Raw genomic sequence first — 16,351 nt, 5'->3', positions numbered from 1 at the left:
AAAACCGAATTCCCGCACGGGCACGGGAGTTACCCCGTGTGCGTCTGAACGGCCGACGGCTCGACGGAGCTCGTGGTCGGCGTGGACGTGGCGGGCACCGATGAAGGTGCCGAGGCGGATGCCGTCGGGGCCTTGGTCGGGGCCTTGGACGGTTCCATGGTGGGCACCGCGGTGTGGCTCCGGTTCCGGGCGTCGGCGGGGGACCTCGGGTCCGTGCTTGCCCTCGGACTGGGTGCCCTCGTCGCCGACGAGGTGGGCGGGGGCGTAGGACTGCTGCTCGCGGGGGGTGGGGCGAGCGGGACCGTGGGGGTCGTGGGCGAGTCGTGGTGGGCCAGGCGGAACGGGAGGGCCGCGAGGACGATCACCGCGCAGGTCGCGCCGGCGCCGACGGTCGCGCGGAGCAGGCGGCGGCGGTTCGCGCCGCGGCGGATCGTCTCGTAGCGGCCGGTGGGCGGGCCGAGGTACTCGGCGGAGGAGGGGCGCAGGATGACCGTGAGGGGGTCGTCGGGGTCGATGTCGTGGCCCTCGTCTCCCTCGTCAAAGTGTGTGGTCAAGGCTTCTCCTCAGGTGGGCGCGGAGCAGTTCGCGGGCCGCGTGGAGGTCGGCCTTGATGGTTCCTTCCTTGCGTCCGGTCAGCACGGACACCTCCCGGATCGGCATGTCGGCGTAGTAGTGCAGGAGGATCGGGACGCGCAGTCGTTCCGGCAGGGACTGTACGAGGAGCCGTACCGAGGGGTCTTCCTGTTCGGCCGGTGGGCGGACCGCCTCCTCCGTGGTGGCGCGGCGCACGGCCCGGCGTTCGCGCTCCAGTTTGCGCCAGTGGTCCCGGACGAGGTTGGCCGCGGTGACGTAGAGGAAGCCGCGGGGTTCCGCCACCTTCGTCCACCGCGCCCAGAGCCGGGTGAACGCCTCGGAGGCGATCTCGTGCGCCGTCTCGTCGTCGTCGACGAGACGGCGGCACCAGCCGGCGAGACGCGGGTAGACGGCGGCGAACAGTTCGGACGCTGCCCTCTCGCGGGACCGTTTCAACGCTCTCCATGGTCGTGACGTGCAAAGTACTTACGGGGTACGGGAATTCAGCCGGTCAGCGTGGCGAAGACGATCACGTTGTCGAGGTAGCCCGTACCCGTGCGGGTCCCGCCGCAGGTGATGAGACGCAGTTCGGGACGGTCCACGTTCCCGTACACCTCGTCGGACGGGAAGTCGGCCTTCGCGACCGTCCGTACGGTGGTGACGGTGAACGTGGCCGTCGTGCCGTTCTCCAGGCCCGCCTCGATCCGGTCGCCCTTGCGCAGCCGCGCGAGGTGACGGAAGACACCGTCCCCGTAAGCGCCCACGGTCACATGCCCGAGGATCACCGACGGCCCGGTCTGGCCGGGCGTCGGCGAGTTCCGGTACCAGCCCGCCCGGTCGTGCGCGGCGATCGGCGGCACCTGCACGGTGCCGTCCGCCGCCAGCCCCAGCCGCATGACCGGGGTGTCGACCCCGATCGCCGGGACGCGCAGGGTGACCGGGACGGAACGGGCGAGGGCATGCGCCGTCTTGGCGGAGGGTGGCGCGGAGGACTGTCCGGAAGGCGTCGAACTCCCTTGCTGCTGAGGGGCGTTCGCGGCCGAGGTGGTCCCGTGTCCGCCGCCGCAGCCCGCGAGCAGCGTTGCCGTCGCCGCCGTGACGAAGGCGCGCCTGGAGAGCGAGGTCATACTCCGGTCGTCCTCCGGCGGCGTACGACGACGAAGGCGCCGCCGCCGACGACCAGCGCGGCGGCTCCTCCGCCGACCAGCGTGGTGGTCATGTCGTCGGACGACTTCGACACCGTCGTGACACCGGTGTCCGGGGCGCCGCTGGGGACCTGGGCGACCTGGCTCGGGGCCCGGGTGGACGCGGCGGACGGTACGGCGGAGGGTGCGGCGCTCGCGTCGCCGGGGGCCTTGGTCGGCGCCCTGGTGGCGCTCGGCTCCGCGGACGGCGCCGCGGACGGGGCGCGGGTCGGGGACGCGGAGGCTCCGTCCGCGAACGCGGGCGCGGCGCTCGCCAGGATCGCGCCGCACGTGAGTGCCAGGGCGCTGAGGACAGTTCGGCGCATGAATCGCTCTCTCTCGTCGGCCGCCCCACCGGGTCCGTCGGACGGTCCGGCGGTGGGGCGGGTCAGTGATCGAGCGGAGAGACGAGGCAGCGGGAGGGTGGGTTGTAAAGGGATGGCAAAGTCGTTCGGGAGGCCAATCGGTGGGCGACCCCAAGGTCGACTCGGCAGGCGGGGAAGGCCCGTTGACCCGGGCGTCACATGTTGATCATGTGTCCCGCGAGGCCGTGCACCGCTTCCTTCACCGCCTCGCCCAGCGTCGGGTGGGCGTGCACGTTGCGGGCGACCTCGTGGACGGTGAGGTCCCACTGCTGGGCCAGGGTGAGTTCGGGGAGGAGTTCGGTGACGTCGGGGCCGATGAGGTGGCCGCCGAGGAGTTCGCCGTACTTCGCGTCGCTGATCAGCTTCACGAAACCGGTGGTGTCGCCGAGCCCGTGCGACTTGCCGTTCGCGGTGAACGGGAACTTCGCGACCTTGACGTCGTGCCCCAACTCCCGTGCCTGCGCCTCGGTGTAGCCGAAGCTGGCGATCTGCGGCTGGCAGTAGGTGGCGCGCGGGATCATCGCGTAGTCCAGCTCCATCGTCTCCGCGTCCGCGAGGGTCTCGGCGGCGATCACGCCCATCGCCTCGGCCGCGTGCGCGAGCATCAGCTTCGCGGTGACGTCGCCGATGGCGTACAGGTGCGGGACGGACGTACGGCACCGGCCGTCGACGTCGATCGCGCCGCGCTCGGTCAGCCGTACGCCCACGTTCTCCAGGCCGTAGCCGGTGACGTTCGGCGCGAAGCCGATCGCCTGCAACACCTTGTCCGCCTCCAGGACTTGCTGCGCGCCGTCCTTGCCGGTGACCGTGACGCGGACCTGCGGGCCCGACTCGTCGATCGACTCGACGCGGGTGGAGGTGAGGACGTCGATGCCCAACTTGCGGTACTGCTTGGCGAGTTCGGTGGAGACCTCGATGTCCTCCAGGGGCGCCATCCGGTCCAGGAACTCCACGATCGTGACCTTCACGCCGTAGTTGTGCAGCACGTACGCGAACTCGATGCCGATCGCGCCGGCACCCGCGATGACGATCGACCGCGGCAGGTCGTCGGCGAGGATCTGCTCCTCGTACGTCACCACGCGCGCGGTGCGCTTGGTGCCGGGCAGCAGCCTGGGGGTGGCGCCGGTCGCGATGACGCAGTGCTCGAAGCCGATGGTGCGCGACTCGCCGTCGTAGCCCGCCACTTGGAGCGTGTGCGGGTCGAGGAAGGTGCCGCGGCCGTCGATCTCCGTGATCTTGTTCTTCTTCATCAGATAGTGGACGCCCCTGACCCGGCCGTCCGCGACCCGGCGGCTGCGGCGGAACGCCTCGCCGTAGTCGAAGGAGACCTCCCCCTCGACCTTGATGCCGAAGGTCTTCGCCTCGCGGGTGAAGATGTGCGCCAACTCCGCGTTCCGCAAAAGGGCCTTGGTCGGGATGCAGCCCACGTTCAGGCAGACACCGCCCCAGTACTTCTCCTCGACCACGGCCACCCGCTTGCCGAGTTGGGCGGCACGGATGGCGGCGACGTAGCCGCCGGGGCCGGCGCCGAGTACGACGACGTCGAACCGCTCGTCCTGCGCATCCATCGATGGTTCCTTTCCCGGAGGGAGATCCTCACCTGCCTCCAGGATGCACGCCCCCGGACAGGACCGGCGAACCCGGCAGGCCCGGCGAGGCCCGGTACGTCGAGGTCAGCCGGTCACGGGTTCGGGCCCCGGCGCACTCTTCTCCCCCGCATGCGCAGGCGTCTCGGCCCGTGCCCCGCGCCGGTACACGTCCTTCAGGTAGAGCACGAGGACGGCGCCGAGTACCCACACCGGGAGGATCACCAGAGCGCGGGCCAGGCCGTCGTTCTGGAAGCGGGACAGGCCCTGCATCGCGCGGACGCCGACGCCGACCGGCAGGATCTCGGAGAGCGGGCGCAGCCAGCCCGGCAGGTAGGCGGCCGGCATGATCCCGCCGCTGCTGCTGTTGCCGAGGATCAGCATGAGGATCGACGCGAGGGTGACACCGGCCGAGCCGAACAGCCGTAGCAGGACCATGGTCGTGGCCGCGACCGCGGCTCCCATCAGGGAGATCACGACGACGAGGGGCAGGAACGAGCCGGGCAGCGCGCCGAAGCCCGTGCTTCCGGCGATGGTGGCGATCAGGAGACCGCCGACGACGCCGAACAGGGCGAGGCTGGCCATCCGCCAGCGGTACTGGAGGCGGGGGGCGAGCTGGTAGGTCGTCATACCGAAGAGGTAGCCCGCGAGGACCAGGCCGAAGGCGGCGTAGAAGACGGAGAGGCCCCGGGTGTCCCCCGCCGCGGCCGGGGCGACGTCCTCGACGGCGAGTTCATGGTTCTCCGCGTGCGCCACGGAGCCGAAGGCGGTGGTCACGGTCGCGGTGACGGCGGCGCCGTTCGCGCTGCCGTAGAGGAGCTTTCCGTCGCCGAGGTAGGCCGCGTAGACCTGCCTGTCCTGTACGGCGTTCCGGGCGGCGGACTCGTCGGGATAGGTCTCGACGGTGAAGCCGCCGGGGGCGATGCGGTCGAGGTCCTCGTTCAGGTGGACCTGTGCCGTGCCTATCTCCGTTGTGCCGACCCGGAGTTGGTGGGGGCTCGGGGCGTGGAAGGCGGCGAGGTAGACGCTGACGAACACGGCACCGATCAGCAGCACGACCGCCACGGGGAGCAGGACGGCGCGCAGATTTCCGGGGCCCGGGGGTGGGTGGGCGACATCGAGGGCGTGCTTGTGCGACGGCCGGGGGGTGCTTGTGGTGCCGGTGCCGGTGGCTTGGGTGGTGGCTTGCTGGGACATCGGGAGGGTCCTAGATCAGAGGGCACTAGATTGGAAGGCAACTGATAATATTTGTACATCACCATCAGCTGCCTTACAAAAGAGGTCCGCCCTGTGAACCATCCCGACCGGCGCACCGGCTACGTCGCCTGGCAGATCGGCCAGATCATGGCGGCCCGGATGGAGCGCGCCCTGCGCCCGCTCCAGCTGACCCTCGCCCAGCACCGGGCCCTGATGCAGGCCGTCCTCGACCCGGGCGTCTCCAGCGCGACCGCGGCCCGCCGGGCGGCGATCACCCCGCAGTCGATGGGTACGGCGGTCAACGGGCTGGTCGAGCGCGGGATGCTGGAGCGCCGCACCACCCCCGGCGACCGGCGCACCCAGCGCCTGCACGTGACCGAGGCCGGCGTACGGCTCGCGGCGCGGGCCGCTGAGACGGTGGACGCGGCCCACGCCGAGGCACTTCAGGCGCTGACGCCGGCGGAGCAGGAGCAGACGCATGCGCTGCTGCTCAAGTTGCTGGCCTCGCTGAATCCTTCGGCGCTGGAGGGCGGGGACGCGGTGTGAGGAGCCCGAGCGGGCACGTCGGGCAGGGGCTTGCCCCGGGTCCGTCCACGTGCGCCTACTTCGGTTCCGGCCGTGGGTGCCATGTCCCGTCGAGGGGAATGCCCGCTGCCGCCGCGATCCGGTCGCGGGACGCGAGCAGCCGGGTCCTCAGCGCGGGCAGGTCCACGCCCACCAACACCCCGTCGCGCTTGACCACTTGACCGGCGACGAGGACGGTGGCGACCAGTCCGGGGTGACCGGCGCTGACGATCGTGCCGACCGGGTCGGTGACCGGGAACACGGTCAGGTCGTCGGTGCGCAGAAGGACGATGTCGGCGTCCTTGCCGGGCGTGATGCTGCCGGTGCGGGCGCCGAGTCCGCAGGAGCCGGCGGCGTCGATCGTGGCGAACTCCAGCAGGTCCCGGGAGCGCAGGCCGCCGTCCAGGCCGCGCTGCACCGCGAAGGCCGTACGCATCGTGGAGAACAGGTCACCGCCGACCGACGGGACGTCGTCGACGGACAGCGTCGGGCGCAGACCGGCGGCCAACGCCCGCCCGGTGACCGGCGATCCGAACCCCATCTTGAGTTCGACGTCGGGGCTGACCGACAGCGAGGCGCCCGCGCCGGCGAGCATCCGCAGCTCCTCGTCGCTGATCCCGTTGGCGTGCACGAAGGTGGTGGTGTCCCGCAGCAGGCCGTGTTCTTGGAGGTCGGTGACCGTCCCGGCGGCTTCGATGTGCAGGCTGGTGCGCAGGCCGAGTTCGGCCGCCAGTTTCAGCTCGCGGGCGACGGTGTCCATGCCGGTGTCGTCGGGTCCGCGCAGGCCGAACGCCATGGTGACGAGGCCGTCGCCGGGCAGTTCGGAGCGGACGCGGCGGATGTCGGCGTCGACGGAGTCGGCGGTGCCCCAGCCGGCGCCGAGGCAGAGGATCGACCGTCCCGGCGCGTCCCGCAGCGCGGCGACGGCGGCGTCCTCGTGCGCGTGGGTCTGGGCGACGTGGTACCAGTCCAGCATCGTGGTCACGCCGGAGTGCAACGCCTCCAGGCGGCCGAGCAGGGTGCCCGCGTAGACGTCCTCGGGCCGGTAGTGGGGCTTGACCGTGCGGTGCATGGCCAGCGCCCACTCGGGGAACGTCCAGTCCGCGCCGACGCCTCGGAACGCGGTCTGCCAGGAGTGGCGGTGGTTGTCGACGAAGCCGGGCATGACGATCCGGTCGGTCGCGTCGATCACCTCGTCGATCGACTCGGCGTCCTGCGCGTCGATGCGCTCCGCGACCTCGACGATCACACCGTCCTCGATCAGTACGTCACCGCGTTCGAGATCGCCGACGGCCGGGTCCATGCTGACCACGGTGCCGCCGGTGAGCAGGGTTTTCTTCGTCATCGGAGGAGCTCCTAACCAGTGGGGGGGGTGGGGGTGTCATCGCTAGTAGGGGGGTGACGTCACTAGTGGGGGTGGGGGTGTCGTCGCCCGCTCAGGCGGTCGCCGCTTCCGTCAGCACGGCGTCGGCCGCTGCGAGCGCGTCCGCGACCAGATCCGCCGTGTCCTCGGTCCCCGCCGCCAGCCGTACCAGCCCCAACGGCACTGATTCCGCGAGCTGTTGCTCGCTGAGCATCCCGCGCCACATGGACGCCGGATGCACGGCCAGCGACTCCACGCCACCGAGGCTGGCCGACCGGCGCGGGTAACGCAGCCGCCCGAGAAACGCGTCGGCCATCTCGAACCCACCGGCGAACTCGATGCCGAGCACCCCGCCGAAACCGCTCATCTGGTCCACGGCCACCTTGTGCTGCGGGTGCGTCGCCAGCCCGGGATAGTGCACCTTCGTCACCGCCGGATGCGCGCTCAACGCCTCAGCCAGGGCAAGCCCGTTGGCGTTGTGCCGCGGCACCCGCAACGGCAGGGTGCGCATCCCGCGCAGCAACAGCCACGCGTCGATCGGCCCGAGCGTGGCACCGGTGAGGAGACCCACGTCCCATATCCGGTCGAGGATCTCGGCCGGCCCGGCCAGCACCCCGGCGGAGACGTCCGAGTGGCCGTTCAGATACTTGGTCGCGCTGTGCCACACCAGGTCGATGCCGAAGTCGACCGGCCGCTGGTTCAGCGGAGTGGCGAAGGTGTTGTCCGCCATGGTCAACACACCCTGCGCACGGGCCAGTTGCGCTACGGCCCGCAGGTCGGTGATCTGCAGCAACGGGTTGCTCGGGGTCTCCACCAGGATCAGCCGGGTCCGCGGGGTCAGCGCCCTCGCGAACGCCTCCGGGTCGGTCTGGTCGACCAGCGTGGTCGTCACACCGAAGCGCGGCAGCAGGTTCAGCAGCACCGACGCCGTACCCCCATAGGTGGACCGCTGCCCGACGACATGGTCACCGGCGGACACCAGCGCCAGCACGGACGTGGTGAGCGCGGCCATCCCGGACGCGGTGACCATGGCCGCCTCGGTGTTCTCCAACTCGGCGACGACAGCGGCGACTTGGGCATGGTTCGGGTTGCCGAACCGGGTGTAGAAGTCCTTGCCGCGCGCTTCTACGGCCCCTCGCGCGAACGTCTCCGCGTCCTCGGCCGAGAACGCCGCCGTCTGGTAGATGGGCGGGGCCACGGCACGGCTGGGATGGACCTCGCGATCGGCGTGAACGGTGATGGTGCTCTTGCCCGGCATGGCTGCCCTTCCGTGGACCTGGACCGTCGGTGCGACTCCCTGAAGCGTGACCGACCGACGGTCCGAAGTGACCGGATCTCGGCAACTTTGGCAGCAAATTGCGCGCCGGCTGGGCGCACGATTGTGGTAGACGAGCCCCTGGCGCAATAATCTGCCGCCATGGACGATGTGGACCGATCGATTCTGGCCGTACTCGAAACGCACGGCCGCATCAGCAACAGCGAGCTGGCCGCCCGGGTCGGGCTCTCCCCGTCCCCCTGCCTGCGGCGCGTGCGCCAGCTGGAGGAGGCCGGGGTCATCCGCGGCTACCGCGCGCTGATCGACCCCGCCGCGATCGGCCGCAGCCTGCGGGTCTTCGCGGGCGTACGGCTGATGCGGCACACCCGCGCGGACGTGGTCGCGTTCGAACGCGGGGTCACCCGGCTGCCCGAGGTGGTCGCCTGCCACCACATCACCGGCAACTTCGACTACCTCCTCCAGGTGGAGGTGGCCGACCTCCCCGCCTACGAGGACTTCCACGCCAACCAGCTGGCGACCCTGCCCGGCGTGGCCACGGTGACGAGCTACGTCACGATGAAGACCCTCACCGCGGACACCGACACCGACACAACCTGACGGTCAGAGCGTGCCGGTCAGAGCGTGATGGTCCCGCGAATGCACACGACGGCGGCGCCGCTGACCCAGACGGTGCCATCCGCGTCGGCGGTGATCTCGATGCTCGCGGCCCGCCCCAGCCGGGTGCCCTGGGAGACCCGGTAGGCGGAGGGCGCGCCACCGGTCGAGGTGAGCCACTGCCCCACGCCGGCGTTCATGCTCCCGCACGCGGGGTCTTCGGGAACCCCGACAGCGGGCGCGAAGGTACGCATCTCGAACGCGTGCCGGGATCCGTCGGGGTGGGCCCCGATCGCCCCGACCATCGCGTCCGGAAAACCGGAGAAGTCAGGTTCGAGGGCGAGCACCTCCTCGGCCGTGGCCAGCCGGACCACAGCCCACCCGGGCCCGTTGTCGACCCACTCGTGGGCCACGACCCGGCCCCGCCCAATGCCCAACGCGCCCACGATCCGCAGCAGTTGCTCCTCGTCGAGCGCCCCCTCACGCACCCGGGGCGGCGCGGCGAACGCCAGAGTGCCCTCACCCCGCCGCACGGTGACCAGTCCTACGCCGCACTCCTGCACGATGCGATCGGCGTGCCGCGGTGTGCCGCCGCCCTCCAGCCAGGCACGCGCGGACCCGAGCGTGGGGTGCCCGGCGAACGGCAGCTCGCCCCCGGGAGTGAAGATCCGCAGCCGGTAGTCCGCCTCGGGGACGGTGGGCGGCAACAGGAACGTCGTCTCGGACAGGTTCGTCCAGCGCGCCAGCCCCTGCATCTCCTCATCGCTCAGGTCGGTCCCGTCGAGCACGACGGCGACCGGGTTGCCGGTGTAGGGACTCGTGGAGAACACGTCGACCTGCACGAACGAGCGGTTGCGTGGCATGGTCATCAAGGCCCTTTCGCACGGCTGAGGGGGGAAGCGGGTCCATCCCAACGGGCGTCCGCACGGCGAGAACAGGGCCACTCACAACAAAGTGGACTGATATGCCTCAGCCGAAGTGCCGGATGCGAGCGGCCGTCGCAGGCGTGTACGGCATCCAGTCATGCACCGACCCGCTCGCGACGAACTCGGCGACACCGCCGGCGAAGGTACGCCCCAGCTCCCGTACGGCATCGGTGGTCCGACCCACCATCGGACTGTCCGCAAAGGCGTCGAACGAGCCGAAAAGGAAGGGGAGTTCACCACAGTGGGTCGCACCCAGGCCATACGGGTCCTCGGCCGGCCGGTGGTCGAACTCGTAGACGTAGGTCGTGTTGCCGCCCGCCGCGTGATGGTCGGCGATCCGCAACGAGTCGTTCCGAACCAGCCCGTCGGTCTGCACGGCGGTGAACACCCGCGCAGCGGTGGGCTCTTCGAACCGGTCGGCGTATCGCTGGTACAACTCGCGAGCGTGTTCGCCCAGTTGGCCGGTCAGGAGGTCCAACGCACCATCTTTGGTGAGGTTCTGGATACGCGGATCGAACGCGGTGAAGGCGCTCGCCTCGTCCCGAGTGGTACCGATCAGCAACGGCTTGCCCTCCAGCCCACCGTCCACGACCCCCCGATGCAGATCGCGGGGCACACCGGGCGCGCCGAGCACCGGATACATGGGCGGAGTGGCGTCGCCCGGCCGCGCGAGCTGCCCCGCAAGTTGACCGTAGGCGGACAGCAACTGCTCAACGGGCAGTGTGCGCAGGGCAGTTGCCGCATCCGATCCGTCCGGCACACCGAGCAGTCTTAGATACGCTTCGGCGTTCTCGGCCGCGCGCTGCGGATCCTGCGGGGCCAAGCCGAACGGACCGCTCTCCAGCAGCACCCGGTTCACGAGTCCCGACGTTTGCGGATCGAGTGCCAACGCCAACGACGAGTACGCGCCGGCCGACTGCCCGCCGACCGTCACCTCGCGCGGGTCGCCGCCGAAGGAAGCGATGTTGTCCCGCACCCAGGCGAGCAGGGCGGCCTGGTCCTGGGCGCCGAGGTTGGCGGCGCCGATCTCCGGCAGATACAGGTAACCCAGGGGCCCCACACGGTAGTTGGCGGTGACGACCACGATGTCGCCGAGCGCGGCCAGCCGCCCGCCGTCGTACCAGTCCCAGCCGCCGGAACCACTGGTGAAGCCGCCCCCGTGCCACCACACGAGGACCGGCCGGGCGGCACTGCCCTCCAACGCCCCTGCCGGAACATGGACGTTGACGGTCAGGCAGCCGTCCTCGTCCCAGTCCGGCACGCGGGCCCCCATCACGCGTTCCAGCCGGGAGGCCCCCTGCGGGACGGCGGGTCCGGCCTGCACAGCTTCCCGCACCTCGGTCCACCCCGGGTGCGGCCGAGGCGGCGAGAACCGCAACTCCCCGACAGGCGAAGCGGCATAGGGAATCCCCCGGAAGGAGACCGCCTCGCCCTGCACAACACCCCGGACCCGACCCCGATCCGTCTCCACGACACCCATCACCATCGGGCTCACCCTCTCTCCGTCGTTCGCTCAGAACCGTTTCTAGCGGCGAGCGTCGATCCGAGCCAGAATGAGGAGACCGAAGCGCGAAAGCAGGACAGAGGCCGGGCAGATATGGCGAAAGCAAGCCACTCCTTGAGCGAGACGGACAGCCGGATCGCCGCCGCGATGCTGGCATCGCCGCGGGCCTCCTGGCGCACGGTCGGCCGCGTCCTGGACATCTCGGAGCGCACGGTGGTGCGACGCGCGGCACCGCTGTTCCACGACAGGACGCTGCGCGCCACCGCCGTACGCAACCCGGTGTGGTTCCCCGACCTGATCCCCCTGGCCCTGCGCATCCGCTGCCGCCCGAACCAGATCAGCGCCATCGCCGCCACCCTGGCCCGCCGCCCCGACACCGTCTGGGTGGACATCCTCGGCGGCGGCGACGAGATCTGCACGATCCTGTTCCTGGACGGTCCGGACGCCCGCAACTCCCTGCTCCTGCGCGACCTCCCGGCCACCCCCGCGGTCCAGTCGTGGACCTCGCACATCCTCATACGGGTGTTCCCGGCGGCCTTCGACTGGAGCGGCGGCCTGCTCACGGAGGCCGAACTGACCAGCCTCAGACCGGAGTTGCCCGCCCCGGCGGCACGATCGGCCCTCCAACCGCTCGACCACGCCCTGATCACGACCCTGGTCGAGGACGGCCGTGCCTCCTACGCCGACCTCGCCCGCCGCGCCGACACCACCGCCCTCACCGCCCGCCGCCGCCTTGAGACACTGGTCGGCAACCAGGTGGTCCGACTCGCGACCGAGGTCGACCTGGCCCGGCTGGGCATCCGCACCGAGGCCCTGCTGTGGATCACGGTGGCCCCCGGCGGCCTGGAGGAGACGGGCCGCCGACTGAGCCGCCACCCCCAGGTCCGCTTCGCCTCCGCCACCACCGGCTCGGCCAACCTCCTGGTGGCCGTCGCCGCCGCCGACCTCAACGCGCTCTACCATTTCCTGAGCGACACGATCGGCGCGCTGCCCCACGTCTCCACGATCGAGGTCACACCGATCCTGAGCGGCGTGAAGAGAACGGGATTGGTCCGGCCGGGCAGCCTCTGAACCGACTGCCCGTCTGCCCGCCTGCCCGCCCACCTGCGGTACCTGCGGCGACCGCGCCTCCGACATCGTTGTCGAAGACGCGGCCTGCGCGAGGCGGGGTCCTACCGGACGGAGCAAGCCCTGAGCGGGCACCGGACGCCGGGGAGCATGGTCGGCCTACGGCGTGTAGAGGGCGGCACTGCCGTACAGGTTCCTGGTGAACGCGGAGACATCTGCGGTGCGGTCGGTGCCGTCGAGGTTGTACGTCAGAAAGACGCCGTACCCCTCACTGACCGTGCGGGCGGCGAGGGAGGCGGCCGTGCTCTGCGAGGTGCCGCCGATCTGGACGGCCGCCGGAGACAGCTTCGACTTGGGCAGGGCGATGCCGGGGACCTGCCAGCTGCCGTAGTACGGGTTCCAGGCGTAGTCGAACTTGGAGGTGACGTCGACGCCGCCGTAGGACAGGCGCGACGCGGCCGGGCCGATGTTGTAGAGGCTGATGATCTTGGTCGGCATGTTGGCGCGCAGTGCCGACACCAGGTACACGAACGAGCTGGCGTTGGGCTGGGTGGTGCCGTTGTTGCCGTAGTCGGCGTACTCGTCGTCGAAGTCGATGCCGTCGAGGCCGTACTTGGTCACGGTGTCCGACAGTTGCTTCGCGAACGTCGAAGCCGTCTGCTGGGAGGGGAAGTTGGCGAAGCCGGAGCCCTGGTGGTTGCCGAGCACCGAGAGGACGACCTTGATGCCCTTCTGCTGCAACGGCCGTATCTGCGTGGCGGCGTTGTCGAGGACGCGCTGCACGTTCGGGTTGAAGTACAGGGTCCCCGCCTTCGTGCCCGCGTCGTAGTTGATGTTCGCCGCGAAGATCACGGCGATGTCGAAGACGTTGGCGCCGCCGTTGGCGAGGGTGTACTTGCCGACGTTCAGCATGCTGTTGTTGTTCACCTCGACGTACGCCACCGAGGTCGGTCCTTGTTTCGCGAGAGCGGCGGCGGGGGCCGCTGCCGCGCCGCTCGTGGCGGTCGCGCCCAAGGCGAGTGCCGCCATGGTCGAGAGCGCGAGCGCGGCCGTCCGTACTCTTCTCCGCACCGGAGTGAACATCGTTGATCGGTCTCCCATCGCATGGAGCGGCGCCCGACCTGTTCGCGAGCGCCGAGTGGGTTCCCCCGACCCTTCCGTTCCCGGGACCGAATCCCCGGAACCATGCGGGAACCCTTCCCGACTCCACGCACATCGCGCCACAACTCTCAATCCGGGCAAGGGAGTTGCCGGATCGCTACGCCGACGCGGACGGACAACGCACGCACACGGCGGATCAGCGAGACCGCGAGACCGCCCCTACAGACCCACGATCCTGTTCCACTCCTTCGCGAACTCCACCCGCTCCGTCGACGTGATGTCCCGAGCGATGGCGAGGTGCTTGCGCATCGTCGAGTCGGGGAAGATCAGCGGGTTCTCGGCCAGCTCCGCGGTGTCCTTGTCCTTGGAGTCCGCGAGGACGGCCTGGGCCGCCGGGACGGGGCAGACGTAGTTGACCCAGGCGGCGAGTTCCGCGGCGACCTCGGGGTCGTAGTAGTAGTCGATCAGCTTTTCGGCGTTGGTCTTGTGGCGGGCCAGGTCGGGGATCATCAGGGAGTCCGCCCAGAGTTCGGCGCCCTCCTCGGGGACGACGAAGCGGATGTCCGGGTTGTCGGCCTGGAGTTGGATCACGTCGCCGGAGTAGGCCTGGCAGGCGAGGACGTCCCCGCTGACCAGGTCCTTGGTGTAGTCGTTGCCGGTGAAGCGGCGGATCTGGTTCCGGCTGATCTGGGTCTGGACCTGGTCGCACACCTTGTAGAAGTCGGCGGCGGTCCACTTGGTGATGTCGACGCCGTTGCCCTGCATCAGCAGTGCGAACGACTCGTCGAGCCCGGAGAGCAGGGTGACCCGGCCCTTCAGGTCGCTCGCCCAGAGGTCGGAGACATGGCGGATCTCGCGGCCGAGCTTGCGGTGGTTGTACGCGATGCCGGTGATGCCCGACTGCCACGGCACGGTGTACCGGCGCCCCGGGTCGAAGGCGGGCGAACTGAGCTGCGGGTCGAGGTACTTCGCCACGTTGGGCTGCGCGGACCGGTCCATCCGCTGGACCCAGCCGAGCCGGACGAACCGCGCGCACATCCAGTCGCTCATGACGATCAGGTCGCGGCCGGTCTGCTGGTGGTTCATGAGCGCCGGGCTGATCTTGCCGAAGAACTCGTCGTTGTCGTTGATCTCCTCGATGTAGTCGACGGAGATCCCGGTCTTCTTCTCGAACGCGTCCAGCGTGGGCCGCTTCGTCTGGTCGTCGTCATCGGTGTCGATGTACAACGGCCAGTTCGCCCAGGTCAGCCGCTTGTCCTTGGCGGACAGATCGGCGCCGGCACGGTCCCCCGCCTTCACATACGCGGCGGGCACACCGCACCCGGCGAGCGCGCCGAGCACGGCGGTACCGCCGAGCGCGCGCAGCAGGGAGCGACGGGAGGGCGAGGACGACTTCGGAGTCTGGGGCACCCGCGCAGCATGACCCGCCGCCCCGTGCCCGATCAATGGACGCTGCGTCGAGCGGGTTCGCGTGGACCCGACACCTTGTCGATGGGTTGCCTGTGGAGTAACCGCCCGTTCACCTGCGGCGTACGCGAACTGCGCGGCCCCGGACGGTCAACTCCCGTCCGGGGCCGCGCAGTTGTCGCTCAGGATCGCCGAAGGCCTACGCGTCCAGCGACGTCATGACGTGCTTGATCCGGGTGTAGTCCTCGAAGCCGTAGCCCGAGAGGTCCTTGCCGTAGCCGGACTTCTTGAAGCCGCCGTGCGGCATCTCCGCGACCAGCGGGATGTGGGTGTTGATCCACACGCAGCCGAAGTCCAGGGACTTCGACAGCCGCATCGCCCGCCCGTGGTCCTTGGTCCACACCGAGGACGCCAGCGCGTAGTCGACGCCGTTGGCCCACTCGATGGCCTGCGCCTCGTCCGTGAAGGACTGGACGGTGATGACCGGGCCGAAGACCTCGTTCTGGATGATCTCGTCGTCCTGCTTCAACCCCGAGACGACGGTCGGCGCGTAGAAGTAGCCGACCTCACCGACCCGGTGACCGCCCGACTCCACCTTCGCGTGCGCGGGCAGGCGCTCGATGAAGCCGGTGACCTGCTTGAGCTGGTTGGCGTTGTTGAGCGGGCCGTAGAGCACGTCCTCGTCGTCCGGCTGCCCGGTCTTCGTCTCGGCCGCCGCCTTCGCGAGCGCCGCCACGAACTCGTCGTGGATGCCCTCCTGCACGAGCACGCGCGTGGCCGCCGTGCAGTCCTGGCCGGCGTTGAAGAAGCCCGCGACCGAGATGTCCTCGACGGCCTTGGCGATGTCGGTGTCCTCGAAGACCACGACCGGGGCCTTGCCGCCCAGCTCCAGGTGGACCCGCTTGAGGTCCTTGGACGCGGACTCGGCGACCGACATGCCCGCGCGCACCGAGCCGGTGATGGAGGCCATCGCCGGCGTGTGGTGCTCGACCATCGCGCGGCCGGTGTCCCGGTCACCGCACACGACGTTGAAGACACCCTTCGGCACGATCGAACCGATGATCTCCGCGATCAGGACCGTGGAGGCGGGGGTGGTGTCCGAGGGCTTCAGGACGACCGTGTTGCCGGCCGCGAGCGCGGGCGCGAACTTCCAGACGGCCATCATCATCGGGTAGTTCCACGGCGCGACCTGCGCGCAGACGCCGATCGGCTCGCGCCGGATGATGGAGGTCATGCCCTCCATGTACTCGCCGGCGCTGCGCCCTTCGAGCATCCGGGCCGCGCCCGCGAAGAAGCGGATCTGGTCCACCATCGGCGGAATCTCCTCGGAGCGGGTGAGCCCGATCGGCTTGCCGGTGTTCTCCACCTCGGCCGCGATCAGCTCCTCCGCGCGCTCCTCGAACGCGGTGGCGATGTCCAGCAGGAACTTCTGCCGCTTGGCCGGGGTCTCGTCCCGCCAGGCCGGGAACGCGGCGGCGGCTGCCACCATCGCGGCGTCCACGTCCGCCGCCCCCGACAGCGGCGCGGTCGCGTACGCCTCGCCCGTCACGGGGTTGACCACCTCGGTGGTCCGTCCGTCGACGGCGTCGCGGAACTCACCGTCGATGTAATTGCGCAGACGACGCAGCTCGGTGCTCACTGCC

General features: G+C 70.2%; 16 protein-coding genes. 3 read left to right on the top strand and 13 right to left on the bottom strand.

Annotated elements, in window-relative coordinates:
* Positions 1–29 precede the first annotated feature (29 nt).
* From OG407_RS36270 to OG407_RS36245, 6 genes are all read right to left on the bottom strand, one after another.
* Entirely contained in the window at positions 30–554 is a 525-nt protein-coding gene (locus tag OG407_RS36270; RefSeq protein WP_405863779.1) for a hypothetical protein, read from the bottom strand.
* On the bottom strand, positions 538–1,029 hold the full coding sequence (locus OG407_RS36265; RefSeq protein ID WP_328678322.1) for an RNA polymerase sigma factor: 492 nt from the start codon (positions 1,027–1,029) through the stop codon (positions 538–540). The genes OG407_RS36270 and OG407_RS36265 overlap by 17 nt, the downstream gene beginning before the upstream one ends.
* Before the next feature lie 47 nt (positions 1,030–1,076).
* Entirely contained in the window at positions 1,077–1,700 is a 624-nt protein-coding gene (locus OG407_RS36260; RefSeq protein ID WP_403587561.1) for a class F sortase, read from the bottom strand.
* Positions 1,697–2,083: a sortase-dependent protein gene (locus OG407_RS36255; RefSeq protein WP_405863776.1), complete on the bottom strand. Its 387-nt coding sequence runs from the start codon at positions 2,081–2,083 to the stop codon at positions 1,697–1,699. The genes OG407_RS36260 and OG407_RS36255 overlap by 4 nt, the downstream gene beginning before the upstream one ends.
* A gap of 194 nt (positions 2,084–2,277) precedes the next feature.
* Positions 2,278–3,690, bottom strand: a complete 1,413-nt coding sequence (gene lpdA, locus OG407_RS36250; protein WP_405863774.1) for a dihydrolipoyl dehydrogenase — start codon at positions 3,688–3,690, stop codon at positions 2,278–2,280.
* Between the two features lie 105 nt (positions 3,691–3,795).
* Complete coding sequence (locus OG407_RS36245) at positions 3,796–4,905, bottom strand: ABC transporter permease (RefSeq protein ID WP_405863772.1); 1,110 nt, start codon at positions 4,903–4,905, stop codon at positions 3,796–3,798.
* A gap of 93 nt (positions 4,906–4,998) precedes the next feature.
* Between OG407_RS36245 and OG407_RS36240 the strand changes: the two genes are divergently transcribed.
* On the top strand, positions 4,999–5,451 hold the full coding sequence (locus tag OG407_RS36240; protein ID WP_403587551.1) for a MarR family winged helix-turn-helix transcriptional regulator: 453 nt from the start codon (positions 4,999–5,001) through the stop codon (positions 5,449–5,451).
* Between the two features lie 55 nt (positions 5,452–5,506).
* Here OG407_RS36240 and OG407_RS36235 read toward each other — a convergent pair whose 3' ends face one another.
* Both OG407_RS36235 and OG407_RS36230 read right to left on the bottom strand, forming a co-directional pair.
* Positions 5,507–6,814, bottom strand: coding sequence for an amidohydrolase family protein (locus tag OG407_RS36235; protein ID WP_405863770.1), 1,308 nt, complete (start codon positions 6,812–6,814; stop codon positions 5,507–5,509).
* A 91-nt stretch (positions 6,815–6,905) separates the two neighbouring features.
* Positions 6,906–8,090, bottom strand: a complete 1,185-nt coding sequence (locus OG407_RS36230) for a trans-sulfuration enzyme family protein (protein WP_405863768.1) — start codon at positions 8,088–8,090, stop codon at positions 6,906–6,908.
* A 159-nt stretch (positions 8,091–8,249) separates the two neighbouring features.
* On the opposite strand from OG407_RS36230, the gene OG407_RS36225 reads away from it, so the two are divergent.
* A complete protein-coding gene (locus tag OG407_RS36225; protein ID WP_405863766.1) occupies positions 8,250–8,705 on the top strand; it encodes an Lrp/AsnC family transcriptional regulator in 456 nt (151 codons plus the stop codon).
* A gap of 17 nt (positions 8,706–8,722) precedes the next feature.
* Here the strand turns inward: OG407_RS36225 and OG407_RS36220 are convergent, their stop codons facing one another.
* Together OG407_RS36220 and OG407_RS36215 are read right to left on the bottom strand one after the other, a co-directional pair.
* Complete coding sequence (locus OG407_RS36220) at positions 8,723–9,571, bottom strand: PhzF family phenazine biosynthesis protein (RefSeq protein WP_405863764.1); 849 nt, start codon at positions 9,569–9,571, stop codon at positions 8,723–8,725.
* 100 nt (positions 9,572–9,671) lie between these two features.
* Positions 9,672–11,108: a carboxylesterase/lipase family protein gene (locus OG407_RS36215; protein WP_405868803.1), complete on the bottom strand. Its 1,437-nt coding sequence runs from the start codon at positions 11,106–11,108 to the stop codon at positions 9,672–9,674.
* A gap of 117 nt (positions 11,109–11,225) precedes the next feature.
* Between OG407_RS36215 and OG407_RS36210 the strand changes: the two genes are divergently transcribed.
* Entirely contained in the window at positions 11,226–12,203 is a 978-nt protein-coding gene (locus OG407_RS36210; protein WP_405863762.1) for an Lrp/AsnC ligand binding domain-containing protein, read from the top strand.
* A gap of 156 nt (positions 12,204–12,359) precedes the next feature.
* Here the strand turns inward: OG407_RS36210 and OG407_RS36205 are convergent, their stop codons facing one another.
* From OG407_RS36205 to OG407_RS36195, 3 genes are all read right to left on the bottom strand, one after another.
* Positions 12,360–13,283 (bottom strand): endo-beta-N-acetylglucosaminidase H, encoded by a 924-nt coding sequence (locus tag OG407_RS36205; RefSeq protein WP_405863760.1) that lies wholly within the window; start codon positions 13,281–13,283, stop codon positions 12,360–12,362.
* Positions 13,284–13,520: 237 nt separating this feature from the next.
* Complete coding sequence (locus OG407_RS36200; protein WP_405863758.1) at positions 13,521–14,711, bottom strand: spermidine/putrescine ABC transporter substrate-binding protein; 1,191 nt, start codon at positions 14,709–14,711, stop codon at positions 13,521–13,523.
* 196 nt (positions 14,712–14,907) lie between these two features.
* Positions 14,908–16,347 carry a gamma-aminobutyraldehyde dehydrogenase gene (locus OG407_RS36195; protein ID WP_405863756.1) on the bottom strand — a complete coding sequence of 480 codons (1,440 nt, stop codon included), beginning with the start codon at positions 16,345–16,347 and terminating at the stop codon, positions 14,908–14,910.
* Positions 16,348–16,351 lie beyond the last annotated feature (4 nt).

It is taken from the genome of Streptomyces sp. NBC_01515 (assembly GCF_045040345.1).
Lineage (GTDB): Bacteria > Actinomycetota > Actinomycetes > Streptomycetales > Streptomycetaceae > Streptomyces.
The sequence above is the reverse complement of the archived record's forward strand: the minus strand, read 5'-3'. Positions and strand labels throughout refer to the sequence as shown.